Genomic DNA, 24,485 nt, shown 5'->3' with positions numbered 1-24,485 from the left:
TATATACATGCCTATTTATCCAGAATTTACTTCAAAATTTGAACAAAAACACGAAATCAATTTTTTACATTGTTATCCAAACGGTTATTTAAAATATACCGATTTGTGTAATTTATTACAGCTAACTGCTGGAAAACACGCCGAATTAGGTGGAATTAGTTTTAAAGACATGATGCCACATAATCAAACTTGGGTTTTGAGTAGAATGTTGGTTGAAATAAAAAAGCTTCCAAAATGGAATGATACAGTTGTTGTAAAAACCTGGATTAATTCGTTAGAGAATTCTCGTTCAATAAGATGTTTGGAAATGTATTTGAATGATGAGAAAATTGTGGGTTGCGAAACTTTGTGGGCAATTTTTAATACCAAAACTAGAAGACCAGATGCTCTTGCTGTTGCTCATGAACATTTTGAAAAATTTCCCATTAAAGCAACTGAAAGCAGTGTTGATAAAGTGAATCTACAAAACATTAATAAAACCATCTTTGAAAGAGAAGTTCATCTTTCTGATTTAGATGTTGTTAATCATGTAAATAACGTAAAATATTTAGAATGGTGTTTGAATTTAATTAATCCAAAAGATGTTCTGAATCAAAAAATTAGCTCTTTCGAAATGAACTTTTTAAAGGAACTTTCTCTTAACGATAAAGCTACTATAAAACAATTTGAAAACAGCTTTTCAATTTCTAAAGAAGATAAAGTTTGTTTTGCTTTACAATTGAACTACAAATAAAAAAGGTTTTTTAAGCTAGAATCTCAAATTTGTCATTCCGAACTTGTTTCGGAATCTTTTTTTAGAATCTGAAATAAATTCAGATTGACAAGACTCTACTTAAAAAACCTTTTAATTATCAATTTATTTTTTTACAACTAAACGGAAACCTTCACCATGAATGTTTAAGATTTCTACGTTTTCGTCTCGTTTAAGATACTTTCTCAGTTTTGCAATGTAAACGTCCATACTACGAGAAGTAAAATAATTATCATCTCTCCAAATCTTTGTTAACGCTAATTCTCTTGGCATTAAATCATTTTCATGCAATGCTAACATTTTTAAAAGTTCACATTCTTTTGGAGAAAGTTTAACTGGTTCTTCAGTACCGTATGAAAGGAAACGTAATTTTGAATTTAAATGGAATTTACCAATAATAAATTCAAATTTAGAATTATCAGGTTTAACTTCTGAAGCCTTTCTTTGCATGATTGCTTTAATTTTCATTAAAAGCACTTCTGAATCGAATGGTTTATTTAAATAATCGTCGGCACCAACTTTATAACCTTTTAAAACATCTTCTTTCATTGTTTTAGCAGTTAAGAAAATAATAGGCACTTCCTGATTTTTTTCACGAATTTCACGAGCTAAAGTATAACCATCTTTATAAGGCATCATGACGTCTAGTATACATAAATCGTAACTATCCTTTTTAAATTTTTCGAAGCCTTCCATTCCATTTTTAGCCAATGTAACATCAAAGTCATTCATTACTAAATAATCTTTTAAAATGGCTCCAAAATTTGGATCGTCTTCTACCAATAATATTCTTCTAGCTTCCATAATTTTATTTAATTTATTAAAGGCATTTTCAATATAAATGTACTTCCTTTACCTTTTTCACTTTCAACAAATATTTCTCCGTTATGGTCCTCTACAATTTGCTTTACATAAGCCAATCCTAATCCGTGACCTTTAACATTATGAACATCACCTGTATGTTCTCTATAAAATTTCTCAAATACTCTTTTTTGAGCAACTTTACTCATTCCCGAGCCTTGATCTTGTATTTTTATTACTATAAAATCTTTGATATTCTCTGTAAATACATCTATAATTGGAGCTTCAGGCGAATATTTAATAGCATTATCAAGTATGTTTACCAATACATTAGTAAAATGCACTTCGTTTAACAAGATTGTAGTTCTCGGTGCATTAAAATGAGTCGTTATTGAACCTTGTCTGTCCTCAATAATTAAACCTACATGTTCTATAGCATTCTCAAGAACTTCTAAAACATCGGCTGGCTCTTTCATAATATCTAATTCGTTTTTTTCGAGTTTCGATATTCTCAATACATTTTCAACCTGAGCGTGCATTCTTTTATTTTCATCTTTTATCATTTGAAGATAACGTTGTACTTTTTCTTTATCTTCTATAACTTTAGGATTTTTAATAGCATCTAAAGCTAAATTTATAGTAGCAATAGGTGTTTTAAACTCGTGCGTCATGTTATTGATAAAATCTGTTTTAATTTCAGAAATTTGTTTTTGTTTCAATAACTGGTTTAGTGCACTCCAGTAAGTTACTACAATGATTAATGTAAATAATAGTGATAATGCTGATATTCCTAAAATTGATGAAAACAAAAACTTACTCTTTTGTGGAAAAGTAACCAATAATTGATATTGCGTTAAGCCATCGCTATCTTGAAAAATAGGAATTCCGTAAGTTAATCTTTTATCATATTTAAAACGATCTGATCTAACTTTTGTAGCCAATCCGTTGCTGTAAATACCATATTCAAAAGGAGTTTTAACTCCATATCGATCAAGCTCTTGCTTTAATAGTTTTTTTAATTCTTCACTATTAATTCTTTGTTGAATAGGTCGTAACGATAAAATATCTTTATAAACCGATTCGAAATAAGCTTTATCAATACTTGGAATTTTTCCCGACTTTTGAATGGTAACATCAGGCTTTGGATTGTATTCTAGACTATTATTATCTACTGAATTTCCGTTATAGATTTCTGTTTTTCTATTAGCAACTAAATTACCAACATTTACAGAGTCTAAATTCTTATCAAAGAACGAACCATTAGCATTGTAATTTTCAGCAATTAAGGTATTTGTATAAATAATAGTCTCGTTTGTATTACTGTCTTGTTCTAAAAAGAGAATTTGTTTTAATACGTTTTCTTCTGGAACTTTACCGGTACTATCTTTTAAATGCGTAACCTGAGCAATAAACTTTTTTAATTCTTTATTGTTAATTTTCTCGGCTACATTACCAATAACTTGCTGAACATGATATTTGAATTGTTCATCATTATTTTTTAATGACGTATTAATCCAATATATCTGAACTAATATAATTCCAATTAGAGACAAGCTCATTAAAATAACTAATAATCGGAATCTTTTTTTATTCATCACTACAAATTTAACTTTTTAACATTTATTGTTAAAATACATTAACCAAAGATTAACAATTATATAATTTTTTACATTTTATATAAATCTTTTAACAACTCATCTATTTGATTATAAGTATCTTCTAAATTAATATTCTGAATTACATAATCAGCTAATTTTACCTTTTCTTCATCGGGAAGTTGGTTTTTTATTCGTAGTAAAACCTCCTCTTTTGTTACATCATCTCTTTTCATCGTTCGTTCAATTCTTACATCAAGTGGAGCTGTAACTAAAATAGTTTTATCACATTGTAAATGTCCTTGGGTTTCAAACAAAATTGCAACTTCTTTAACTACAAATGGATGAGTTTTATTTTTTTCTATCCAAGCTTCAAAATGCTTTTTAACTTTTGGGTGAACAATACCATTTAAAAGTGCTAATTTTTCTTTATCATTAAAAACAATATTTGCTAATGCTTTTCTATCAAGCAAACCATCATAAGCTAAAACTTCGGGACCAAACACTTTAACAATAGCATTTATAACTGCTTTTGATTGCATTAATTTTCGAGCTTCATCATCAGCTATATAAACAGGAATTTCTTTAGAAATTAAATACTTTGCTACAGTAGATTTTCCACTTCCAATTCCGCCAGTAAGTCCAATTATTTTAGTCATTTTACATCAAAAAAAAGTTCAGGAAAAGCTTCTCTAGGTGCTTTTTTCAAAATAAAAATCTTTACGTACGATTTAAAAAAACCCATCCCGTAACCATAAAACTGTATCACAGTGGCTACAATACTATAGAACGCAATTTTGAAACTTCTATTTTGTATTAACGACAAGATGCCTAATAATACGAAATAAAGCACGTAACAATAAAATAAATAAGGAAATTTAAAAGCTATAACTAAAGAAAAAATGAATCCGAAAAGAAACAAACTAGGAAACCAAAAGGTAATTTTTGAATATGATGGATACCACGAATTTAGAATTGGTCGTGCTTTTCCAAATTTACTCACTTGCGTGTGAAATTTGTTCCAATCAATTCGTCTTTTATGATACACATAAGAATCTTTAAATAAAGCGGTTTCAAAACCTAAGTTCCAAAGTCGGATAGATAAATCAGGATCTTCACCAGGATGAATATTTCCAAACCCGCCAGATTTTAAGAAAGCTTCTTTAGAAATTCCCATGTTAAAACTTCTTGGCTGAAACTTTCCAACTTTTTCACTTCCTCCTCTAACTCCACCTGTTGTTAAAAAAGAGGTCATTGAAAAATTAATTGCTTTTTGAATATCAGAAAATGAATCTAGAGCCTTATCTGGTCCACCAAAACAATCTACAAACTTATTCCTTAAATTATCATCAATAGATGATAAATAATTGTTAGGTAAAATACAATCGGAATCTAAAACTATAAAATAATTACCTTTAGCAATTCGCATTCCGTAATTTCTAGAATCTCCTGGTCCCGAATTGGATTTATAATAATAAGAAATTGATAATTTATCAGTATATTTTTTTATTATGGATGCACAGGAAATACTGGAACCATCTTCAATAATTACTATTTCAAAATCCTTTTTATAATCTTGATTTAATAAACTAGCTAAAAGTTCATCAATTTCATCTGGTCTATTATAAACAGGAATAATTAAAGAATAATACATCTGTAAAAATTTCTTCAAAGATAATCTTAAAAAAGAAAAGTCCCGATTTTCATCGAGACTTTTCAATAATTAATTTATATAATAACTATTGTTTTACAACTTTGATAGTTTTTTCAACATCTCCCATTTTTACAGATACTAAATAAGCACCTGCATTTAATTGAGACATATCAATATTCGCTGAGGTAGCATTTAAACTTCTTGTAATAACTTGTTGACCTAACATATTAAAAACTGTTACAGATGTAATATCTGAAGAATATTCCAATGTTAAAACATCTTTAACTGGGTTAGGATAAGCTCTAAAGTTATTGTTTTCAAAAACATTTGTGCTTAAAGACGCATCATATGCAGAAACTAAAAACTCTCCGAATGAATTATTACCATATTCCCAAACTCTAAAATAAAGAACTTCGCCTGGTGTACGTCCTGTTACCTCAATTAAAGGCATATCATTTGGATCTGAACTTGAATAGTCATCACAATCTAATAATGTTAATGCTCCACAAGAACCTGAATATACCGCCCCAGCTCCGTCAGTAATACCTCCAGATTGAGAATTCATTTCAAATGTTAAGCTTCCAGAAGCTGGAACAACAGCAGAATACCAAACATCTCCTCCTGAATAACTTGCACATCCAGGTGCAGGAGCTCCAGTAGAAGCAGTTGCTCCATCATTTGTACCTACTACCGAATTATCAGCAAAGATTGCCCCTACTGTTAAACTTTCTGCGTTCACACATTCATCATTTGCTGGTGGGCAAACTGCATAATTAAATGTACCAATCGTAACATTACAAACGTTATCTGAACCGTGAAGTAATGTTAGAGTTACAGGAGTTCCGTAATTAAATGGACCAACCGCAATAACACCTGTTGCTGAAACTGGCCAAGAAGTAGTACCATCAGAAATAGAAGGACTTCCATTTCCTAAATCTGTTACATCTACATTTACATTAAAGTTACCATTTGCACAATCATGAGATACTGTAGTACTTGCAAAAGCAGGAGGTGTACAAGATGGTGCGACAACATTAATAGTAAAATCAGCTGTTTCTCCATACGTTCCAGAATAACAAGGATTAGAAGGAGTTTGTAATGCATCTGTAGCAATAATTCTCATTCTATGTTGACCAAGCGGTACCGAATTAGGTACCACAAATGAAGCATCAAATGTTATGATTGGTGTATTTGGTGCTAGTCCAGTATAAACAATTTCAGATGCATCTAAATTAAAATCATCATTTGCATCTATCCAAATTACAATATTATAATCATATCCAAATCCTGTATCAAAAGAAATTTGAACATTATTATTAATTCCTTGTGCCATGTCCACTACTGTTGCAGTATGATCATTGTAAACTGGAGAACTATTAACAGTATTAGCAAAATCAGTTGTAACAATTTGAACATTAGTAATTCCTTGACCATCCACAGAAGTTGGATTAGAAATACAATAACAACCATTAGCTGAAGTTGTAAATGACATTTCAGTACAACCAGTTGCAGGACCAACCCCATTATAAGGAACTAATGTATAATAATATGTTGAATTATGATTTCCTGTGAAATTATATGTAGTTACATTACCTAAATCTAGATTATCAATAACATCGTTGTTCCCGCTAGAAGTTCCAATAGTTAAATAATATCCTTCTGCATTTGGTGTCGCATCCCAAGTAATTACAGTCGCATAATTTCCACAAGAAGCATCTGGTGTTGCCACAATATTTGAAGCACATACTGGAGGACTTGAAGGAGTTAATTCTAAAGAATAATCGTCGAAACCAACAGAATAAGACGAAAACGAAGAAGTTGTTACCCCTCTTGCAATGATGTAAAAATCACCAATAGTATTAAATGACATTGGTAAATCTACAATATAATTGTACCATCCAGCAGATGGAACAGTTGGAGCTTGAGATATTGCTAATGGAACCTCTACTAAAGTAGTAGCTCCTGTTACATTAGGCGAAGTATTAGCAAAAAAAGTTATTCTATCTGCAGCTATCCCATTTGCGCTTCTATATACCCATACATTCAATCTAACTTGATCTGTAGAATATGCACTTAAGTTATATGGAGGACTTATTAATAATGCGCTATCATTATCACCCGACCAAGATTTACCAGCAAATCTAGCACCAGTTCTTGGTGAAGGCACTCCATCATTTGTGTCGTCTGGTGCCCAATTTGTTGTACCAGTTATTAAAGCTGTATTCCAACAAGAAGGCATTAAAGCATCGTCAAAACCTTCTTGATGAGGTAATGCAGTTATGGCAACACAAGAAGTAGTGAAGTTAATTGGACCTACCCAATTTGAACTACAATCTGCTCTCACATAGATTTCATAAGCCGTGTTAGGTTGCAATCCTGTATTTGCACAATCATTATCAACATCAGTACATGTTATAGTCATTGGGAAACCAAAACCAGGATCATAGTAATTTTCTACTAAAGTTCCAGATGTTCCCGTACCTGCTGGTTGCACAACATACCAAAAGTCAAATTGATTACCTCCTGAAGCATCATCAAATTGAAAATCTACGCTCGATGAAGTTACATTTGATGCTACTAAATTAATTGGATCGAAACAAGCAGGGGCTTCTGCAAATGAAATATCATCCAAAGAAATATCTCCTTCAAATCCAGCTCCTCTAACACCTCTAAATCTTACTTGAACTGTGTTACCAGAATATGCCGATAAACTTACTACACTTAAATTCCAAGGATCAGTTGCAGCAGTTTGTTGCTCACCAGTAATTACTAACACATCGTCAGTCCATGTAGTGCCATCAAAAATATCTATATGGAGTTCTCCCATATTAACACCACGCATGTGATAGTAAAATTGTAATGAAGGATCTGCTAAAGCTGATAAGTCAACAAAAGGTGTATACAATTCTGCAACTGCTCCAGTTGTACCACTAGAGGCTTCTGTATAAAAGTATTTAACTCCAGAATTTGCACCTGAAGGTCCAGTAGTAGTCCCTGAAGGAGTTCCCCCGTTATCATCTACATTCCATCTAAAAGCAGACGTTGTACCTGTTGGATTTGAAGACCAACAATCAGCAATGGTTGAATTCGTAGTAGCTGCTGCTGTTTCTACATCGTATGTCCAAGGAGCTACGTTAATGAAACAAGAACTAAAAGATGTTTCGGTACAACCTGTAGCGTCTCCATTTGCATTGTATGGAATAATAGTTACATAGTATGTAGTACTTCCTGTCAAAGTACCGATATTATATGAAGTTACATTTCCAACATCTGCTCCATTTAAAACATCTGTTGCTCCTGCACTTGTTCCAACATTTAATTTGTATCCAGTTACAAGCCCAACAACTGGACTCCATGTAATTAAACCTGAAGACACATTATTAGCACCATCAGCAGGCGAAATTATTGAAGTACAGTCAGGAGCAGAAGTTGTAGAAATAACCGAAAAATTTGTTACGCTAAAATTCAAACCATTTGGGGTTCCCCACTGACCAACTGCAATATAAACTGTTTGACCTGCAGTAACAACCGATGAAACAGTCTTTGTAGAATTTGCACCGGTTGTTCCTTCTGCATCCAATTCACCAGAAAAGGTATTACCAGTACAAGTTGTAAAAATACCAATACCATTCCAACTATTAACAGAATTAATTGTCATCGAGATAAATTCATCTGTTGCTCCTGCTGTGTATTGGAACAAATAAACATCATCATCCCAATAATTTGCATTAATAGAAGTTCCTGTTGGATTATCATTCCAATCTTCAACTCCTCCATTACCAGGTGTTGTAATATTACTTGCGGTATATCCGTCTGCAATCACTACAGCACTACTGCAACCAAACTGGGCATTAATTTGCCAACTCGTAAGTAAGGCAAATAGCCATAAAGTAATTTTTTTCATCATGTTTTGTTGTTAAATGTTTAGTGCTAATTTACAATTTTTTAATATACTTTTGAAATTATAAAAAAACACAATCGTTAAAACGTATAATTTTAACGATAAAAGACAAAGTCTATCAATTGAAATATAGACGTTTAACAAAATGTAAGAAAAATGTTAGATTTATTTTATAACAAATATTCTTTTATGTGTGATTATTCTTTCATAAATATTATTGAGAAACCCGTTGGGTGAAATTAAATGATTTGAATTTTGATATTATTAATTGGTCTATCAAAGATAAATTTATTGATATATTGAACTAAAGTTAGAGAGGTTATTTTTGCTAAAATTCTAGTTTTAAAACCTTCAAAAGATTTGGCATAATTTCGTCTAATCATAAACTGGTCACACAATTGTGAAAATAAAGTTTCTATTCTTTTTCTTGATTTTCTAAAGATGTAAGGCTGTGGCTTATATTGTTTTTGATTTGTTCTCATAGGAGTTTCTAATTTTATATTTACTGATTGAAATAAATCTAATTGAATGCTTTCTGATAAATAACCTCTGTCTCCAAGAAGCACACAATCAGACATTTGTTGTTTTATGTTTTTCAAAAAGTGAACATCATGAACTTCAGCTTTTGTAATGTCTAACGAGTGAAAAACTCCAGCTACAGAGCAAACACCATGAAGTTTATAGCCATAAAACCAATTGTTTTGAGAAGCACAAAACCCTTTTGAGGGAGCAGTTTCAAATTCATCTTTACAGATTTTTATTCTATTATGACGTGAGAATTTACAAATTTCCAACGGCATACTGTCAACAATAAAGTAGTCTTCAAATTCTAAAAACTCTCTGGCTAGCTTGGTTCTCACCTCTTCTAAAAATAAGAACAACTTTCTTCTTCTTTTATTGAACTGACTTCGCTCTAATAAATTTGGAATTTCAGGTTGGTTTATTTGCTTAAACAATGAGTTTTCACTATCAATAGACATAAATTCAGCCGTCAAACTCAATGCAACTACTTCTAAATCAGACATTTTTGCTTTTCTTCCAACATTTGATTTAAATTCTAAATCATAACTCAAAGAACTTATAACTTCTAAAACTCTAAAATAATTTTTAACTATATTTGTCATGGATATTGGTTTGTTTTGCGACTTCAAGATACTGAATTTCAGTATCTTGACCAATATCTAATCAATTTATTTTTCTTCAAATAATTTCACCCAACGGGTTATTGAGAATTGATTTTGTACAAAAAAAACCTTGTTAGATTTAACAAGGCTTTTTAATTTTTTATTAACTTAAGAAAAGGTTAAGAAGAAATACTAGGTATCATAACCATTTCATTGGTATCAGCATTATAATCAACTCCTTCAAATCCGAAACCAAATAAATTCAAGAAATCTTGCTTATAACCAGCTAAATCTCCAATTTCTACAAGGTTTTCTGTTGTAGATTCTCCCCATAATGTTGCAATTTGACTTTGCACATCTTCTCTCATTTCCCAATCATCAATTCTAATACGCCCTTTTTCATCAACTGGGACTTCTCCTCCACTATATAATCTATCAGCATATAAACGTTGAATTTGCTCAATACAACCTTCGTGAATACCTTTTTCTTTCATAATTTTATACAACAAAGAGATATACAATGGAATAACAGGAATTGCAGAACTTGCTTGTGTTACTAAAGCTTTATTAACAGAAACATAACCTTTCCCATTAATATCTTTTAGAGCATCAGTAATTTCAAATGCGGTAGCTTCTAAATGATCTTTAGCTCTACCGATAGTTCCTTTTCTATAAACAGCTTCAGTAACTTCTGGTCCAATATAAGAATATGCAACAGTAGTTGCTCCTTCGGCTAAAACATTAGCATTTTTTAAGGCATCCATCCACATTTTCCAATCTTCACCACCCATAACCACAACTGTATTCGCAATATCTTCTTCAGTTGCAGGATCGATAGACACTTGTGAAACATTTCCTGTATGGAAATCTACCGTTTTATTTGTAAAAGTTTGTCCGATTGGTTTTAATGTAGAACGATATAAAACACCAGTTTCTGGATGCATTCTTACTGGAGAAGCTAAACTATAAATTACAAGATCAATTTGTCCTAAATCTTCTTTAATCATGTTTATAACTTGCTCCTTTACTTCTTTAGAAAAAGCATCTCCGTTTACACTTTTAGCATATAAACCTGCATTGTGAGCTTCAACTTCAAAAGCAGCTGAATTATACCAACCTGGAGTAGCTGTTTTTCCTGGTGCAGGTTCTTTTTCAAAAAATACACCAATTGTAGCTGCATCGCTACCAAAAGCACTAGTTATTCTTGAAGCTAGTCCAAATCCTGTAGAAGCACCTACAACTAAAACACGCTTTGGTCCATCTATTTTTCCTTTAGATTTAACATATTTAATTTGATTTTTCACATTTTGCTCACAACCTTTTGGATGGGCTGTTAAACAAATGAATCCTCTCATTCTAGGTTCAATAATCATATCTATGGGTTTATGTTTGTTTATTAATTAACAAAAGTATTAAAAAAATTAGTTCAAAAGGTTTTTTGCATGTGTTAAGGCTGAATCTGAAATATTCTTTCCAGACAACATTTCTGCAATTTCTACAATTCTATCGTCGTTTGATAATAGTTTAATTTCAGAGAAAGTTGTATTTCCTTGATTGTACTTAAATACTTTATAATGCTGATTTCCTTTTGCAGCAATTTGAGGTAAATGCGTAATAGCAAAAACTTGCATTTTATCGCTCATTTTATCCATTACTTCCGCCATTTTTATTGCAATTTCTCCAGAAACTCCAGTATCAATCTCATCAAAAATAATTGTTGGTAATTTCGAATAATTAGCCAATACAGCTTTTATAGCAAGCATTACTCTTGATAACTCTCCACCAGAAGCCACTTTTTTAATTGGTGACAAATTTGAACCTTTATTTGCAGAAAAGTTCAACGAAATTAAATCAGTGCCATTTTTACCAAATGAATCTAATTGAGTAAAGGCAAATTCTAACTGTGCATCTGGCATTCCTAAACTAGATATAATATTTCGAATTTCTGTAGCTAAACTTGGTGCCTTATCTTTTCTTTTTTGAGAAATAGAAGCAGCTAAAGAATTTAACTTCACATTTAATTCCTCAATTTGTTTTTCTAACTTTTGAATTTGAATATCAAATTCATCAACTTTTAAAACTTTAGCTTCAAGATCTTCTTGTATTTGCAATAAATCTTCGACACTATTTACTTGATGTTTTTGAAATAGCGAATATATAATTTGTAATTTATTATTTACAAATTCTAAACGTTCTGGATTATGTTCTAATTTCTCTAAAGAAACTTCACTTTCTTTAATAATATCGAGATATTCGATAATTATACTATCTAATCTTTGAAGTAAATCTTTATATAGTTTTGAATATGTATCAATTTTTGAAAAAGAATTTTTCGCTTCTTTTAATTGCGTTATAATTCCAATTGTTTCTTCATTAGAAATTCCAACTATTTTAGAAAGATTTTCTTCTATTAAAGACACATTTGACAACTGTTCTACTTCTTGCTCTAATTCTTCTAATTCTCCTTCTTTTAAATTAGACTTTACTAATTCATCTAATAAAAAGGCATTATAATCATATTCTTTTACAAGTGATTCTTTATCAGTTAAAAGACTAGCCAACTCTTTTTCTGATTGTTTTAGCTCTTTTAAATTAACTTTATATTCACTTAATAAATCACTTGTTTGAGAAACTAAATCTAATAAGTTTAATTGAAAATCTTCACCTATTAATTCTCTCGTTTGGTGTTGAGAATGAATATCTAGCAAATAATTCCCAAGTTCTTGTAATTCACTTAAATTAACCGGACTATCATTCACAAAAGCTCTTGATTTACCTGATGGCAAAATTTCTCTTCTGATAATAGTTAACTCTTCATAATCTAAATCGTTTTGTTTGAAGAACTCTTTTAGATTATAAGCTGAAATTAAAAACTCAGCTTCAATTATACATTTTTGAGTATCATCTTTTAAAGAAGATAAATCGGCTCTATTTCCTAAAACCAAACCAAGAGCGCCAAGTAAAATAGATTTACCCGCACCCGTTTCACCTGTAATAATTGAAAATTTATCAGAAAACTGAATTTCTAAATTTTCTATTAAAGCGTAATTTTTAATTGAAAGTGATAATAACATAGCAAAAAATTTATGTTATTTAATAGTATTCCACTTAGTAGAATTTAAAGGAGATATTCTATTTAAAATGGTCAATAACTCCGCATTATTCATTTCGGGACCACCTGTAAAAATTGAAACTATTTCATCGGTCTTAGCATCAAAAAACATTCTTGTTAATAAAGCATTTGGTCTAATATTTTGAAGAGCCGACAATGTTTTTATTGCATTAAAAATTTCTTCTTTTCCTTTTTTTAAATCTTCATTCATTACATCTAATCCTTTGTAATGATATTCGTAAATTGCTTTGCGATAAGGTAGATAAGTATTCGAATTTAAATCAGAAATAAGAAAATAACGATTGTTATTATTGCCCTCATTTTGTGACCATCCTTTATAACCACTAGTTTGAGCTAGCGTCATTATGTTTGAAGCAGTAGTTAAATATTTAGTTCCGCTTAATTCTGAATAACTATCTTTATCTAAACCTATAATTATATTAGCATAAAAAGCAACTAAGGAAACTAGATTTGATGTAAATGAGTTTTGGTCATATATTAACTGCTCAAATTCTAAAAATTTAAACGATACATGATTGTCATTAATATTTATTAGAGGAGAACTATATGTAGAATTATATACTGGTCGCGAAGCTTGAACTTGTAAAGTTGCTACTACAACATTAGTATTCATATTAAACTCTGAAACATTGAAAAAGAAATTACATTCAATTTTTTCTTGAGGCAAATACTTTTCATTTGTCCAGTTTGTATTATTTAATAACTCATTTACTTTAGTTTGTAAGTTTTTAAAAATTTGCGGATTAACATCAGTCATTCTTTCAGCATTAACAACAACAGTAGCTTGTAGTTCTTGTGCAGAAACAAATTTACCGAAAACAAATAGTAGAGTTATTAAAAAATTTTATGCATTATAATGAGTTATAATTTTATTTATAATATCGATTGCAACTTCTTCTTTAGATTTTAAATCCATTGGTTCAATTGTTCCTAATTTATCGATAAAAGTAACTTTATTTGTTGGATGTCCAAAACCTGCACCTTTATCATTCAATGAATTTAGAACTATCAAATCTAAGTTTTTTTCTCAATTTTTTGTTTTGCATGCTCAATTTCATTTTCAGTTTCTAGAGCAAAACCAATTAAGAACTGATTTTTTTTAACTTGTCCTAAAGAAGCTAAAATATCTTTTGTCTTCTCTAATTCTAAAGTTAACGTTGCATCTTTCTTTTTTATTTTCTGTGATTCAACATTTTTTGGTTTATAATCTGCCACTGCAGCTGAAGCTATAGCTACATCAACCTTGTCAAAAAACTGATGACATGCTTTATACATTTCTTCTGCTGTTTCAACCCGAACAAGAGTAATGTTCTTCATTTTAACATTAAAACTTGACGGACCAGAAATTAAAATTACTTGTGCTCCTTTACTTGCGGCTTCTTCTGCAATATCAAATCCCATTTTCCCAGTAGAGCGATTGCCAATAAAACGAACAGGATCAATAGGTTCATATGTTGGACCAGCAGTAATTAAAATTGTTTTATTTCGTAAAGGTAATTTTGACAATAAATCGTCTTCAATAAAAGATACAATATTTTCTGGCTCTGCCATTCTTCCTTCACCCGATAAACCACTTGCTAATTCACCAGATTCGGCAGGAATCATGATATTACCAAATGCTTTTAATTTATGAAAACTATCTAATGTTGAAGGATGCTTGTACATATCTAAATCCATTGCTGGAGCAAAATAAACTGGACATTTTGCCGATAAATATGTTGCAATTAATAAGTTATCGCAATTTCCGTTAGCCATTTTAGAAAGTGTATTGGCTGTAGCTGGCGCGATAACAATAAAATCGGCCCAAAGGCCTAATTCTACATGATTATTCCAAAGTTCATTTCCATCTTCCTCAGAATAAAATTCAGAATAGACCGGATTTTTAGATAACGTAGAAAGTGTGAGTGGTGTAATAAAATCTTTAGAAGCAGGTGTCATTACTACGCGTACATGAGCACCTGCTTTTATAAAAAGTCTTACTAAATGAGCTGTTTTATAGGCTGCTATTCCTCCAGAAACTCCGAGGATTATTTTTTTACCTTTTAAAACAGACATAGTGAAATTATTTAGCCTCTCTATAATAAATTTTATCTTCTAACCATTCTTGCACAGCTAATGCATGAGGTTTAGGAAGTTTTTCATAAAACTTAGATACTTCAATTTGCTCTTTATTTTCGAAGATTTCTTCTAAACTATCGTTATAAGTTGCAAACTCATCTAATTTTTCAATTAACTCTTTTTTAATTTCAGAGTTAATTTGACTTGCTCTTTTAGCTATGATTGTAATTGCCTCATAAATATTTCCTGTTGGAGCTTCAATTGTCGCTTTGTTATACGTAATTGTATTAACTGGAGCAGTTGTCTTTTTTAAATCCATGATTTAATTGATATTAGTATATTGTTGTAATTCTTTATTTATGGTTGCCAACATTTCATCGGCTGTTTCTTTGAACTCAGTATCTTCTTTAAATTTAACTAAATTTCCATATAGAGTTTTAGCATAATTTAAACGCTCTTCTTTTTTTGAAGGAACACTATTTATTGCTAATTGATATGCTGAATCAAATCTATAATACAATGCTTGTTCTTTATATTTTGTTCCTGGAAAATCAATTAAAAAGTTTTCAAACGCTTTAATTGAAGCTTTATAATCAGAAATTGTATTGTATTGTTTTGCAACTTCAAAATTTTTCTTTTCTAACTTCTCGCTTAATTCTTTAACATACTCATTAGCTTTTGGCAAATATTCAGAATTTGGATAAGTATCAATAAACTTTTGTAATTTACTTAATGCTTTTTCAGTATCTACTTGATCTAAACTGTAAACAGGAGAAAGATTATAAAAACATTCCGCACCTAAAAAAGTTGCTTCTTCCCTTTTTTCACTTTTAGGGTAACCTGCTACAAAACTTTCAAACTGATAACCAGCTAAATAATATTGTTCTGTTTCGTAATATGATTTTGCATAAAAATAAAATATACGTTCAGCATTAGGCTTACCTTTCATTAGAGGAGCTATTTGCTCATACAAACGCAAAGCTTTTTTGTATTTTCCATCGTTATATTTTGTTTCTGCTACTTTAGTTTTCAAAGCAATATCTTCACTTTTTAAAGCTTTTTGATATTCACTACATGAGGTTAAAACAACCACCAAAGTCAGAATCGATATTATTTTCTTCATATATATTAAATTTTAGAAGCGCAAAAGCTTTCTAAAAAAGCAACTGCAAAAGTAGAGATTATTTAATTACAACAAAAATCTTTTTTTAAGATATTTTTTTAACAAAAGTCTCAATCCTAGAAGCTAAGTCTTCGTTTACATTAACCAAAGGTAATCTTACTGTATTTTCAGACAAGTTTAATACTTTAAAAATCTCTTTTATTCCAGCAGGATTTCCTTGTTCAAAAATCATATCAATAGAGTCAGAAATTTTATAATGTAACGCATATGCTTCCTCCACTTTTCTTTCTAATCCTAAACGCACCATTTGAGAAAACTCTTTTGGAAAACCCTCGCCAATAACAGAAATAACACCTGCTCCACCCGCTAAAACCATTGGCAATGTTATCATGTCATCGCCAGAAATTACTAAGAAATCTTTAGGTTTATGCTGAATTAACTTCATTGCTTGAACTATGTCACCAGCAGCTTCCTTAACTCCAATAATATTACTAAAGTCATTTGCTAAACGGATAATTGTTGCTGGTAGTACATTACTTGCTGTTCTTCCTGGTACATTGTATAAAATTACTGGCACTGGAGAAGCTTCTGCAACTGCTTTAAAATGCTGATAAATTCCTTCTTGAGTTGGTTTATTGTAGTATGGCGAAACAGAAAGAACTGCATCAAAAGAAGATAAATCTCTTGTTTTTAATTCTTCAACAACTTTAATAGTGTTATTTCCTCCTACTCCTAAAACCAATGGCAATCTACCCTTATTAGCATCAATAACAGTCTTTATAACTAAATCTTTTCTTCAGCTGTTAAAGTAGCCGTTTCAGCAGTTGTTCCTAAAACCACTAAATATTCAACTCCGCCTTCAGTTACAAAATCAACAATTTTTGCCAAAGCTTCTGTATCAACAGAAAAGTCTTTTTTAAAAGGTGTAACAAGAGCAACTCCTGTTCCGTAGAATTTTTGCATTTTTATATTTTATTTAAAATTTTTAAATATTTGAATAACTCTTCAACAAATTCATCAATTGCATCAACATCTGAAGCAATTATTAAATGATTTATTCTCTTATCAATATCACTGAAACCTACTTTAAAATTAGCAGCAGATTTTTTAGCAACCATATTTAACACCGCTTTTGGTTCGTCGTAATAATTTATCAACAAATCAAACTTCTTTCCTACAAAACCTTCAACTTCAGTTTTATTTATTTTTCCTGAAATGGTAATATTTTTTAAAGAAAAAAACGGTTCTTCAATAACTTCTTTTGCTTTTACTTTTTCTTTGAATACTAATATTGTTAGTTGTTCTTTATTAAATCCTTTTTTAAGTAAAGCTGAAATTAATTTATCTTTATTGGTAAAATATGTTTCATCTACAATGATTCCAATAGTTTCAATTTTGTCATCAGAATCGTTTAACCGATAACTTAATAACCTTTTGTTAACTATTTTTTTTAGAAAAAATTCCTTAAATATTTTTGAAAACATAGTACTTTTACGAATCGTACAAAATTATAATTTAAAATGTTTTTTTACATGGTAAAAATAAAAAAGAATATTACGATAAATGTTTATTTTGTTTTTTATTAACATTTTTGTCATTTACATCGTGCAAGACAAAAGAAAATGTTATTTATGAGATAAAAACTTCTAAAATTCCTATTGAAAATACAATTATTGGAGATAATTCTTTAGAAAATTTTATTCTTCCTTACCGCGAAAACATAAGTAAAGATTTAAGTAGTGTTTTAGCTTACAATCCTATTGATCAAGACAAAAGCAAAGGTAAATGGGAAACTAACATTGGAAACCTATTTGCTGAATCAACTTTCGAATTAGCAAACCCTGTTTTTAAAAATAGAACAGGAAAGGATATTGACATTTGTTTATTAAATCACGGCGGAATTCGTTCTATAATTCCCAAAGGCAATGTAACTACCAAAACTGCTTATGATATTATGCCTTTTGAAAACAGTGTCATTGTTGTAGCTTTAACTGGTGATAAAATTATTGATTTAGCCAAATATATCATTAAAGAAAGAAAACCTCATCCGCTTTTTGGTTTAACTATTTACACAAAAGACAATCAAGTTCTTGTAGATAAAATTCTTGTAAATGATAAACCTATAGAAATTTCTAAAGTATATTATGTTGCTACATCTGATTATTTAGCAAATGGCGGTGACAATATGAATTTCTTTACTTCAAGTAACGAAAAATATGACATTGATTATAAATTGAGAAATCTATTTATTGATTATTTCAAAAAAGTAGATACAATCCCTAATATTACAACTAAACATATAATTGAGGAATAATGAAAAGGAGAGATTTTATACAGAAAACAGTTACTACTACCGCATTATTGTCGGTTGGTGGCTTTACTCTATCTAGTTTTTCAAATTTAGAAACTAAAAAATTAACAATACTTCATACAAACGATACGCATAGTCATATAGATCCATTTGAATCGACTCATTCTAAATATCCAGGAATGGGAGGCGTTTCTAAAAGAGCTAAAGTTATTGAACAAATAAGAGCCGAAGAAAAAAATGTCTTATTACTTGATGCTGGAGATATTTTTCAGGGAACTCCTTATTTCAACTATTATGGTGGCGAATTAGAGTTTAAATTGATGACTATGTTACAATATGATGTAGCTACTATGGGAAATCATGATTTCGATAATGGTATTGATGGATTTTATGCACAGTTACCTCATGCAAAATTTGATTTTGTTTCTGCTAATTATGATTTTAAAAACACCATTTTAGACAACATTGTAAAACCTTACAAAATCATTATAAAAGATGGTATTAAAATTGGAATTTTTGGTTTAGGTGTTGAATTAGCTGGATTAGTTGATAAAAAACTTTACAAAGAAACCGTTTACAACAACCCAATTGAAGTTGCAACAGATATTGTAAAAAATCTAAAAGAAGTTGAAAAATGTGATGTTGTAATTTGCTTATCACATTTAGGCTATCAATATAAAAATGAACCTGAAAAAGTGAGCGATCTTGTTTTGGCACAAAAAACTAAAAACATCGATCTAATTATTGGTGGTCATACTCACACTTTTTTAGACAAACCTACTTTAGTTAAAAACTTAGATGGAAAAGATGTTATTGTAAACCAAGTTGGCTGCTACGGAATAAATCTAGGAAGAATAGATTTTTATTTCACTAACGAGCAAAAAAGTAATAGTGTAAATCGAAATATAGTTATTTAATTGTATTATTTTTTTCAACATCTCTAGCTAAAAAATATCTAACCAAAAAATAATAACAAGGAATTTCAGCGATACAAGAAAAATAATTCAAACTAGGAGCTTTGTAATAATATACGTTAATAACAGATGTTAAATCTGCAAAAAGTAACGACAACATTGTTAGTAATAAAAATTTGGCACTTGCAGTTTTAAATTTGAAATAATTGTACAAACTAAAAACCAAAACACTCAAGAAAACAATAATATAGTTTATTATAAGATAATAGCTGTGAAAAGAATGTTTTACAACATACAATGATATTATTTTTAATACAAAAGCTGCAAAAATTAAAGTACCAAATACAAGTCCTAATCTCTTTTCAATTAGGACTTTTTTATGCAATAACTTCGAATCTAAGAGTATTAAATACAAGAATAAAAACAAGACTACCATATAAAGAAACAAAGCCAATTGATAAAAAACTGTTTCTTGAAGTAGGTTCGCATTATCAGCAACAAACAATAATCCTATTATAAAAAAATGCAGTTTATTCTTTTTAATTTGTTGGGAATTAAAAAAATAATAAAAAGAAATTGATGCTAAAATCATTGGCTTAAATATAAGCGCAACTTCTTTGTCTATATTAATTTTAAAAAAATACAGATATAAAACGTAAGCAATAAAATATAAAAAAAGTGCTGGATTTTTAATTTTCATGTTTTACTTTTTAATGTTTACTAAAAAATATCTGCAATAGAAATAATAGGATACCGTTTGACTTAAAGCATTTATAAATTTGAATATTGACAATTCTAAAAAATTCTTATTTAAAATAAAAAACATATCAGAAATAATAAATGACGCTACTGCTAGAGCTAAAAAAAGTCCTGATTGTCCACTTTCGTTTAAATATAAAACAGAAGATAAAATCCCCATAAAAACTAACTGTAAACCAAATACTAAATAAATATAATACTCAACTTTAGTCTTAAGCTCTACATTGTTTAAAACCATCAACATTAATACAACCAATATAATCGTAATTAATAAATGACTAAAATTAAAGAAGTTAATCCTTTTATAAACATTAATTTCTTTTAATCTTTTAACCAAAATATAGAGTACAAAAAAGTAAGGAATTGAAAAACTTACTAATCCAATTTCGTAAAACTTGGAATATTAAGCAATGCTAAAACATCTCCTACATAAAAAAACATTATAGAAATTAAAAACAAGTCATTTGTCTTAACTTGATTTGTTAAAGCATAATACAGAACAATAGTTGGAATTATGAAGGGTTTTGAATAAAATGCTAATGCTTCTAGTTTAAACATAACTGAAGCCAAAAACAAAACCGAAAATAAAATATAAAAACTTAAATTTTGTAATTGTTTACTCATTCAAAAGTTCATTAAATTTATATTCATCAATTATAGGTATTCCTAATTTAATTGCTTTTTCTAATTTAGATGGACCCATATTTGCACCAGCAACAACATAATTTGTTTTAGACGAAATAGAACTCCCTACTTTACCTCCATTTTCTTCAATAACTTTCTTCAAATCATCTCTAGAATAGGTTTCAAAAACACCAGAAACTACAAAAATATTTCCTTCTAATTTATTTGAAACTGAAGTCGATTTACTTTCATCAATTGCTAACTGAACTCCATATTCTTTCAATCGATTAATTAAAATAACATTATTTGGATTTTCAAAAAACTGCACCACACTTTGAGCAATTTTTTCACCAATTTCATCCACTAAAACTAAATCTAATAATGAAGCATGAGCAATAGCATCAATATTTTTATAGTGTTTAGCTAATTTTTTAGCCACTGTTTCCCCTACATATCTAATTCCCAAAGCATACAACACTCTTTCAAACGGAATTTTTTTAGATTTCTCTATTCCATTAATCAAGTTCTCCGCCGATTTCTCAGCCATCCTTTTTAAAGGAATGATTTGATCTTTCTTAAGTTCATATAAATCGGCGTAATTTTCAATTAAACCATTATTGTAAAGCAAAGCGACAGTTTCTCCTCCTAAACCATCAATATCCATTGCTTTGCGAGTAATATAATGCTGAACTCTACCAATAATTTGCGGCGGACAGCCATAAAAATTTGGACAATAATGTTGTGCTTCGCCTTCGTTACGAACTAAAGCAGTGTCACATTCTGGACAATGTGTAATATAAATCGTTTTTTCTGAATCTGCTTTTCTTTGGGTTAGATCAACACCTACAATCTTTGGAATAATTTCGCCTCCTTTTTCAACAAAAACAGTATCATTAACTCTAATATCAAGTTTCTCAATTTGATCTGCATTATGTAAAGACGCTCTTTTAACAATGGTTCCAGCTAACTGAACTGGCTGTAAATTGGCAACTGGAGTAATTGCTCCTGTTCTACCAACTTGATATGAAATTGATTCTAAAGTAGTAACCGCTTGTTCCGCTTTAAACTTATATGCAATTGCCCAACGCGGAGACTTTGCAGTATAACCTAATTCTTCTTGATATTGTATTTGATTTACCTTTACCACTACTCCATCAGTTTCGTATGGCAAATCGTGACGGTGAACATCCCAATAATTGATAAACTCAAAAACTTCATCTATTGACTTTGCCAAATGAGATTGTTGTGGCACTTTAAAACCCCAGTCTCTTGCTTTTTGCAGACCTTCAAATTGGCTTTGTATGGGCAAATTATTTCCAACTAAGGAATACAATAAACAATCTAATGGTCGTTTTGCTACTTCTGCACTATCTTGTAATTTTAAACTTCCCGAAGCTGTATTTCTTGGATTCGAATAAGGTGTTTCACCAATTTCAATCAAATCTTGATTCATTTTTTCAAATCCAGCTAAAGGCAGAATAATTTCTCCACGAATTTCAAACTTATCAGGAAAATCACCTTTAAGCTTAATGGGAACCGATTTAATTGTTTTTACATTATTAGTAACATCATCTCCTTGAAAACCATCACCTCTTGTTACTGCGCGTTTTAGTTTTCCATTTTCATACAAAATACTAATTGATGCGCCATCATACTTTAATTCACATGTAAATTCAAGCGGAACATCTCCTAATATTTTTTGACAACGTGTAACCCAATCGGTTAAATCTTCTTGCGAATACGAATTGTCCAACGAATACATTCTATATTCGTGAGCTATAGTTTCAAAGTTTTTGGTTACAGCTCCACCTACACGTTGTGTAGGCGAATTTTCATCAAAATACTCTGGATGTTTACTTTCTAAATCTTGTAACTGTTTAAGTTTTTGATCAAACTCAAAATCTGAAATAGTAGGATTATCTAGAACATAATAATTATAATTATGCAAATTTAATTCTTCTCGTAATGCTTTAATTGTAGCTAAAACATCCATAAAATATTATTGATTTAAAAGTATTTCTAATTTACTGTATAATTCTCCTTTACTTATCAGTCCACCTTGTTTGATAATTTCAAATAAAGCTTCATTTCTATTATTTGAAATATCCTTTTTGCCTTTTTGAATTACAACCTCATCTGAACTAAGATTTTCACTTAACCAGTTAATTCCTTCTTTTGTTAAAAAATCAACTTTAGAGTTCACACTATTAATAACATAAGAAAGTACAACGTCATCAAAACATTTAAACAAGAAAATATAATCATTTGAAAAATGGTCTATAAAACGAACATTTGTTAAAGCTCTTTCCCAAATCATATCTGAGAAAACATCTATTTCTTGTAACGCAACTTGCGGTTTATTCTCTTTAAGATCGTCCCATTCTTGTTTATCAATAGATTGTGTTGCTAAAAAAGTGATGAACTCAGGGTGGAGTTCTTCGAGTTGTTCTTTGGTTAAACGTGCATACTTCATATCGTAAATATAAAAAAAGCCCTTCAAATAAATGAAGGGCTTAAAATATTTTTTTAAAAACTTAAAATTAAGCGTTTTCTCCTACTACTTCGTAAGGTAAGTCAACGATAACTTCTCTGTGTAATCTAACAGATGCAGTATATTTACCAACTCTTTTGATTAAACCACTAGTAATAAATTTTTTCTCGATTGAGTGACCATTGCTTTCTAAAGCAGCAGCAATATCAGCGCTAGAAACTGAACCGAATAATTTATCACCACCAGCTTTAGCAGTAATTTTAATTTCAAGAGCTTTGATAGCTTCAGCTAATGATTTAGCGTCTGCAACTAATTTAGCTTCTTTGTGTGCTTTTTGTCTTAAGTTTTCAGCTAAAACTTTTTTAGCAGAAGGAGTTGCCAATACAGCAAAACCTTGAGGAATTAGGTAGTTACGACCATAACCATTTTTTACAGTTACCACATCGTCTTTAAAACCTAAATTTTGAACATCTTTTTTTAAGATAATTTCCATGTTGTTGTCCTTTTGAATTAGAAGTTAGGTTCTACATAAGTAGAAACCAACAACTAGAGTTAAATATTATTTTAATAAATCCGCTACGTATGGCATTAAAGCTAAATGACGAGCTCTTTTTACAGCCACAGAAACTTTTCTTTGGTATTTTAAAGAAGTTCCAGTTAAACGACGAGGTAAAATTTTACCTTGCTCATTAACGAATTTCAATAAGAAATCAGGATCTTTATAATCTACATATTTAATACCTGATTTTTTGAAACGACAATATTTCTTTTGTTTATTTGTTTCAATATTTAATGGAGTTAGATATCTGATATCTCCCTCTTTTTTTCCTTTTGCAGATTGTTCTAAAGTTGACATAATTAGTTTGATTTAGATTTTAACTTCTCTCTTCTTCTTTCAGCCCAAGCTACAGCATGTTTGTCTAAAGACACTGTTAAGAAACGCATAACTCTTTCATCACGACGGAATTCTGTATCCAATGAAGCGATTACTTCTCCAGTTGCTTCAAATTGAAATAAGTGATAAAAACCAGATTTCTTGTGTTGAATTTCGTAAGCCATTTTCTTTAAGCCCCAATCTTCTTTTGATACCATCTTAGCCCCTTTTGAAGTAAGAAAATCTTCAAACTTGCTTACTGTTTCCTTTACCTGTTGTTCAGATAAAACGGGATTTAAGATGAAAACAGTTTCATAATTGTTCATAATAAATGTATTTTATATTTAAAAGTGGGTGCAAAAGTAATGCTTT

The 24,485-nt window shown here is 30.0% G+C and carries 23 protein-coding genes and 2 pseudogenes; 3 read left to right on the top strand and 22 right to left on the bottom strand.

The window, feature by feature from the left end; translation table 11 throughout:
* Positions 1 to 7: 7 nt before the first annotated feature.
* Positions 8 to 733 (top strand): acyl-[acyl-carrier-protein] thioesterase, encoded by a 726-nt coding sequence (locus GCU34_RS02505; RefSeq protein ID WP_072785378.1) that lies wholly within the window; start codon positions 8 to 10, stop codon positions 731 to 733.
* 123 nt (positions 734 to 856) lie between these two features.
* Here GCU34_RS02505 and GCU34_RS02500 read toward each other — a convergent pair whose 3' ends face one another.
* The 14 genes and pseudogenes from GCU34_RS02500 to GCU34_RS02435 all read right to left on the bottom strand — a co-directional run bounded on the left by GCU34_RS02500 (position 857) and on the right by GCU34_RS02435 (position 17,624).
* The gene (locus GCU34_RS02500) at positions 857 to 1,555 is read right to left on the bottom strand and encodes a response regulator transcription factor (RefSeq protein WP_072785380.1); all 699 of its coding nucleotides are present in this window, start codon (positions 1,553 to 1,555) and stop codon (positions 857 to 859) included.
* 8 nt (positions 1,556 to 1,563) lie between these two features.
* Positions 1,564 to 3,147 (bottom strand): sensor histidine kinase, encoded by a 1,584-nt coding sequence (locus GCU34_RS02495; protein WP_072785382.1) that lies wholly within the window; start codon positions 3,145 to 3,147, stop codon positions 1,564 to 1,566.
* A 71-nt stretch (positions 3,148 to 3,218) separates the two neighbouring features.
* Complete coding sequence (coaE, locus tag GCU34_RS02490; RefSeq protein WP_072785383.1) at positions 3,219 to 3,806, bottom strand: dephospho-CoA kinase; 588 nt, start codon at positions 3,804 to 3,806, stop codon at positions 3,219 to 3,221.
* On the bottom strand, positions 3,803 to 4,801 hold the full coding sequence (locus tag GCU34_RS02485) for a glycosyltransferase (protein WP_072785385.1): 999 nt from the start codon (positions 4,799 to 4,801) through the stop codon (positions 3,803 to 3,805). Before GCU34_RS02485 ends, coaE begins: the two co-directional genes overlap by 4 nt.
* 85 nt (positions 4,802 to 4,886) lie before the next feature.
* Positions 4,887 to 8,708 carry a GEVED domain-containing protein gene (locus tag GCU34_RS02480; RefSeq protein ID WP_084657001.1) on the bottom strand — a complete coding sequence of 1,274 codons (3,822 nt, stop codon included), beginning with the start codon at positions 8,706 to 8,708 and terminating at the stop codon, positions 4,887 to 4,889.
* A gap of 233 nt (positions 8,709 to 8,941) precedes the next feature.
* Positions 8,942 to 9,826 carry an IS982 family transposase gene (locus GCU34_RS02475; protein ID WP_072785389.1) on the bottom strand — a complete coding sequence of 295 codons (885 nt, stop codon included), beginning with the start codon at positions 9,824 to 9,826 and terminating at the stop codon, positions 8,942 to 8,944.
* Between the two features lie 179 nt (positions 9,827 to 10,005).
* Entirely contained in the window at positions 10,006 to 11,199 is a 1,194-nt protein-coding gene (gene fabV / locus GCU34_RS02470) for an enoyl-ACP reductase FabV (RefSeq protein ID WP_072785391.1), read from the bottom strand.
* Between the two features lie 48 nt (positions 11,200 to 11,247).
* A complete protein-coding gene (gene recN, locus GCU34_RS02465) occupies positions 11,248 to 12,900 on the bottom strand; it encodes a DNA repair protein RecN (protein WP_072785393.1) in 1,653 nt (550 codons plus the stop codon).
* Positions 12,901 to 12,915: 15 nt separating this feature from the next.
* Positions 12,916 to 13,794, bottom strand: coding sequence for a type IX secretion system protein PorD (gene porD, locus GCU34_RS02460; RefSeq protein ID WP_227658767.1), 879 nt, complete (start codon positions 13,792 to 13,794; stop codon positions 12,916 to 12,918).
* Positions 13,795 to 13,803: 9 nt separating this feature from the next.
* Positions 13,804 to 15,014 (bottom strand): annotated as a pseudogene (coaBC, locus tag GCU34_RS02455) (bifunctional phosphopantothenoylcysteine decarboxylase/phosphopantothenate--cysteine ligase CoaBC).
* 7 nt (positions 15,015 to 15,021) lie between these two features.
* On the bottom strand, positions 15,022 to 15,336 hold the full coding sequence (locus GCU34_RS02450) for a DNA-directed RNA polymerase subunit omega (RefSeq protein WP_072785399.1): 315 nt from the start codon (positions 15,334 to 15,336) through the stop codon (positions 15,022 to 15,024).
* Positions 15,337 to 15,339: 3 nt separating this feature from the next.
* Positions 15,340 to 16,140 (bottom strand): outer membrane protein assembly factor BamD, encoded by an 801-nt coding sequence (locus GCU34_RS02445; protein ID WP_072785401.1) that lies wholly within the window; start codon positions 16,138 to 16,140, stop codon positions 15,340 to 15,342.
* An 85-nt stretch (positions 16,141 to 16,225) separates the two neighbouring features.
* Positions 16,226 to 17,103 (bottom strand): annotated as a pseudogene (dapA, locus tag GCU34_RS02440) (4-hydroxy-tetrahydrodipicolinate synthase).
* A 2-nt stretch (positions 17,104 to 17,105) separates the two neighbouring features.
* Positions 17,106 to 17,624, bottom strand: a complete 519-nt coding sequence (locus GCU34_RS02435) for a DUF6913 domain-containing protein (protein WP_072785405.1) — start codon at positions 17,622 to 17,624, stop codon at positions 17,106 to 17,108.
* A 107-nt stretch (positions 17,625 to 17,731) separates the two neighbouring features.
* Here GCU34_RS02435 and GCU34_RS02430 point away from each other — a divergent pair, with 107 nt between their 5' ends.
* Positions 17,732 to 18,454, top strand: a complete 723-nt coding sequence (locus tag GCU34_RS02430; RefSeq protein WP_152378342.1) for a 5'-nucleotidase C-terminal domain-containing protein — start codon at positions 17,732 to 17,734, stop codon at positions 18,452 to 18,454.
* Entirely contained in the window at positions 18,454 to 19,368 is a 915-nt protein-coding gene (locus GCU34_RS02425) for a bifunctional metallophosphatase/5'-nucleotidase (RefSeq protein WP_072785407.1), read from the top strand. The genes GCU34_RS02430 and GCU34_RS02425 overlap by 1 nt, the downstream gene beginning before the upstream one ends.
* Here GCU34_RS02425 and GCU34_RS02420 read toward each other — a convergent pair.
* The 8 genes from GCU34_RS02420 to rpsF all read right to left on the bottom strand — a co-directional run bounded on the left by GCU34_RS02420 (position 19,361) and on the right by rpsF (position 24,439).
* Positions 19,361 to 20,065 carry a hypothetical protein gene (locus GCU34_RS02420; protein ID WP_072785409.1) on the bottom strand — a complete coding sequence of 235 codons (705 nt, stop codon included), beginning with the start codon at positions 20,063 to 20,065 and terminating at the stop codon, positions 19,361 to 19,363. The two genes, GCU34_RS02425 and GCU34_RS02420, sit on opposite strands and share 8 nt — an antisense overlap.
* A gap of 3 nt (positions 20,066 to 20,068) precedes the next feature.
* Positions 20,069 to 20,461 carry a hypothetical protein gene (locus GCU34_RS13575; protein ID WP_072785419.1) on the bottom strand — a complete coding sequence of 131 codons (393 nt, stop codon included), beginning with the start codon at positions 20,459 to 20,461 and terminating at the stop codon, positions 20,069 to 20,071.
* Positions 20,462 to 20,499: 38 nt separating this feature from the next.
* Positions 20,500 to 20,748, bottom strand: a complete 249-nt coding sequence (locus GCU34_RS02415; protein WP_072785421.1) for a hypothetical protein — start codon at positions 20,746 to 20,748, stop codon at positions 20,500 to 20,502.
* The gene (gene ligA / locus GCU34_RS02410) at positions 20,741 to 22,741 is read right to left on the bottom strand and encodes an NAD-dependent DNA ligase LigA (protein ID WP_072785423.1); all 2,001 of its coding nucleotides are present in this window, start codon (positions 22,739 to 22,741) and stop codon (positions 20,741 to 20,743) included. Before ligA ends, GCU34_RS02415 begins: the two co-directional genes overlap by 8 nt.
* A gap of 6 nt (positions 22,742 to 22,747) precedes the next feature.
* Entirely contained in the window at positions 22,748 to 23,221 is a 474-nt protein-coding gene (locus tag GCU34_RS02405; protein WP_072785425.1) for a DUF6495 family protein, read from the bottom strand.
* Positions 23,222 to 23,288: 67 nt separating this feature from the next.
* Positions 23,289 to 23,732 carry a 50S ribosomal protein L9 gene (gene rplI / locus GCU34_RS02400; protein ID WP_072785427.1) on the bottom strand — a complete coding sequence of 148 codons (444 nt, stop codon included), beginning with the start codon at positions 23,730 to 23,732 and terminating at the stop codon, positions 23,289 to 23,291.
* A 66-nt stretch (positions 23,733 to 23,798) separates the two neighbouring features.
* Positions 23,799 to 24,095, bottom strand: a complete 297-nt coding sequence (rpsR, locus tag GCU34_RS02395; protein WP_072785428.1) for a 30S ribosomal protein S18 — start codon at positions 24,093 to 24,095, stop codon at positions 23,799 to 23,801.
* Between the two features lie 2 nt (positions 24,096 to 24,097).
* Positions 24,098 to 24,439 carry a 30S ribosomal protein S6 gene (rpsF, locus tag GCU34_RS02390; RefSeq protein WP_072785430.1) on the bottom strand — a complete coding sequence of 114 codons (342 nt, stop codon included), beginning with the start codon at positions 24,437 to 24,439 and terminating at the stop codon, positions 24,098 to 24,100.
* Between the last annotated feature and the right edge of the window lie 46 nt (positions 24,440 to 24,485).

It is taken from the genome of Flavobacterium haoranii, assembly GCF_009363055.1.
GTDB lineage: Bacteria > Bacteroidota > Bacteroidia > Flavobacteriales > Flavobacteriaceae > Flavobacterium > Flavobacterium haoranii.
This window is presented reverse-complemented; position numbering and strand designations above follow the sequence as displayed.

What these genes read in the sequence shown, in the direction of transcription:
- rpsR (WP_072785428.1), bottom strand. Translation starts at nt 24,095, where the DNA reads ATGTCAACTTTAGAACAATCTGCAAAAGGAAAAAAAGAGGGAGATATC.
- GCU34_RS02415 (WP_072785421.1), bottom strand. Translation starts at nt 20,748, where the DNA reads ATGAGTAAACAATTACAAAATTTAAGTTTTTATATTTTATTTTCGGTT.
- GCU34_RS02500 (WP_072785380.1), bottom strand. Translation starts at nt 1,555, where the DNA reads ATGGAAGCTAGAAGAATATTATTGGTAGAAGACGATCCAAATTTTGGA.
- GCU34_RS02505 (WP_072785378.1), top strand. Translation starts at nt 8, where the DNA reads ATGCCTATTTATCCAGAATTTACTTCAAAATTTGAACAAAAACACGAA.
- fabV (WP_072785391.1), bottom strand. Translation starts at nt 11,199, where the DNA reads ATGATTATTGAACCTAGAATGAGAGGATTCATTTGTTTAACAGCCCAT.
- ligA (WP_072785423.1), bottom strand. Translation starts at nt 22,741, where the DNA reads ATGGATGTTTTAGCTACAATTAAAGCATTACGAGAAGAATTAAATTTG.
- coaE (WP_072785383.1), bottom strand. Translation starts at nt 3,806, where the DNA reads ATGACTAAAATAATTGGACTTACTGGCGGAATTGGAAGTGGAAAATCT.
- rplI (WP_072785427.1), bottom strand. Translation starts at nt 23,732, where the DNA reads ATGGAAATTATCTTAAAAAAAGATGTTCAAAATTTAGGTTTTAAAGAC.
- GCU34_RS02485 (WP_072785385.1), bottom strand. Translation starts at nt 4,801, where the DNA reads ATGTATTATTCTTTAATTATTCCTGTTTATAATAGACCAGATGAAATT.
- GCU34_RS02475 (WP_072785389.1), bottom strand. Translation starts at nt 9,826, where the DNA reads ATGACAAATATAGTTAAAAATTATTTTAGAGTTTTAGAAGTTATAAGT.
- GCU34_RS02445 (WP_072785401.1), bottom strand. Translation starts at nt 16,140, where the DNA reads ATGAAGAAAATAATATCGATTCTGACTTTGGTGGTTGTTTTAACCTCA.
- rpsF (WP_072785430.1), bottom strand. Translation starts at nt 24,439, where the DNA reads ATGAACAATTATGAAACTGTTTTCATCTTAAATCCCGTTTTATCTGAA.
- GCU34_RS02425 (WP_072785407.1), top strand. Translation starts at nt 18,454, where the DNA reads ATGAAAAGGAGAGATTTTATACAGAAAACAGTTACTACTACCGCATTA.
- GCU34_RS02420 (WP_072785409.1), bottom strand. Translation starts at nt 20,065, where the DNA reads ATGAAAATTAAAAATCCAGCACTTTTTTTATATTTTATTGCTTACGTT.
- recN (WP_072785393.1), bottom strand. Translation starts at nt 12,900, where the DNA reads ATGTTATTATCACTTTCAATTAAAAATTACGCTTTAATAGAAAATTTA.
- GCU34_RS02480 (WP_084657001.1), bottom strand. Translation starts at nt 8,708, where the DNA reads ATGATGAAAAAAATTACTTTATGGCTATTTGCCTTACTTACGAGTTGG.
- GCU34_RS02450 (WP_072785399.1), bottom strand. Translation starts at nt 15,336, where the DNA reads ATGGATTTAAAAAAGACAACTGCTCCAGTTAATACAATTACGTATAAC.
- GCU34_RS02405 (WP_072785425.1), bottom strand. Translation starts at nt 23,221, where the DNA reads ATGAAGTATGCACGTTTAACCAAAGAACAACTCGAAGAACTCCACCCT.
- GCU34_RS02495 (WP_072785382.1), bottom strand. Translation starts at nt 3,147, where the DNA reads ATGAATAAAAAAAGATTCCGATTATTAGTTATTTTAATGAGCTTGTCT.
- GCU34_RS02435 (WP_072785405.1), bottom strand. Translation starts at nt 17,624, where the DNA reads ATGTTTTCAAAAATATTTAAGGAATTTTTTCTAAAAAAAATAGTTAAC.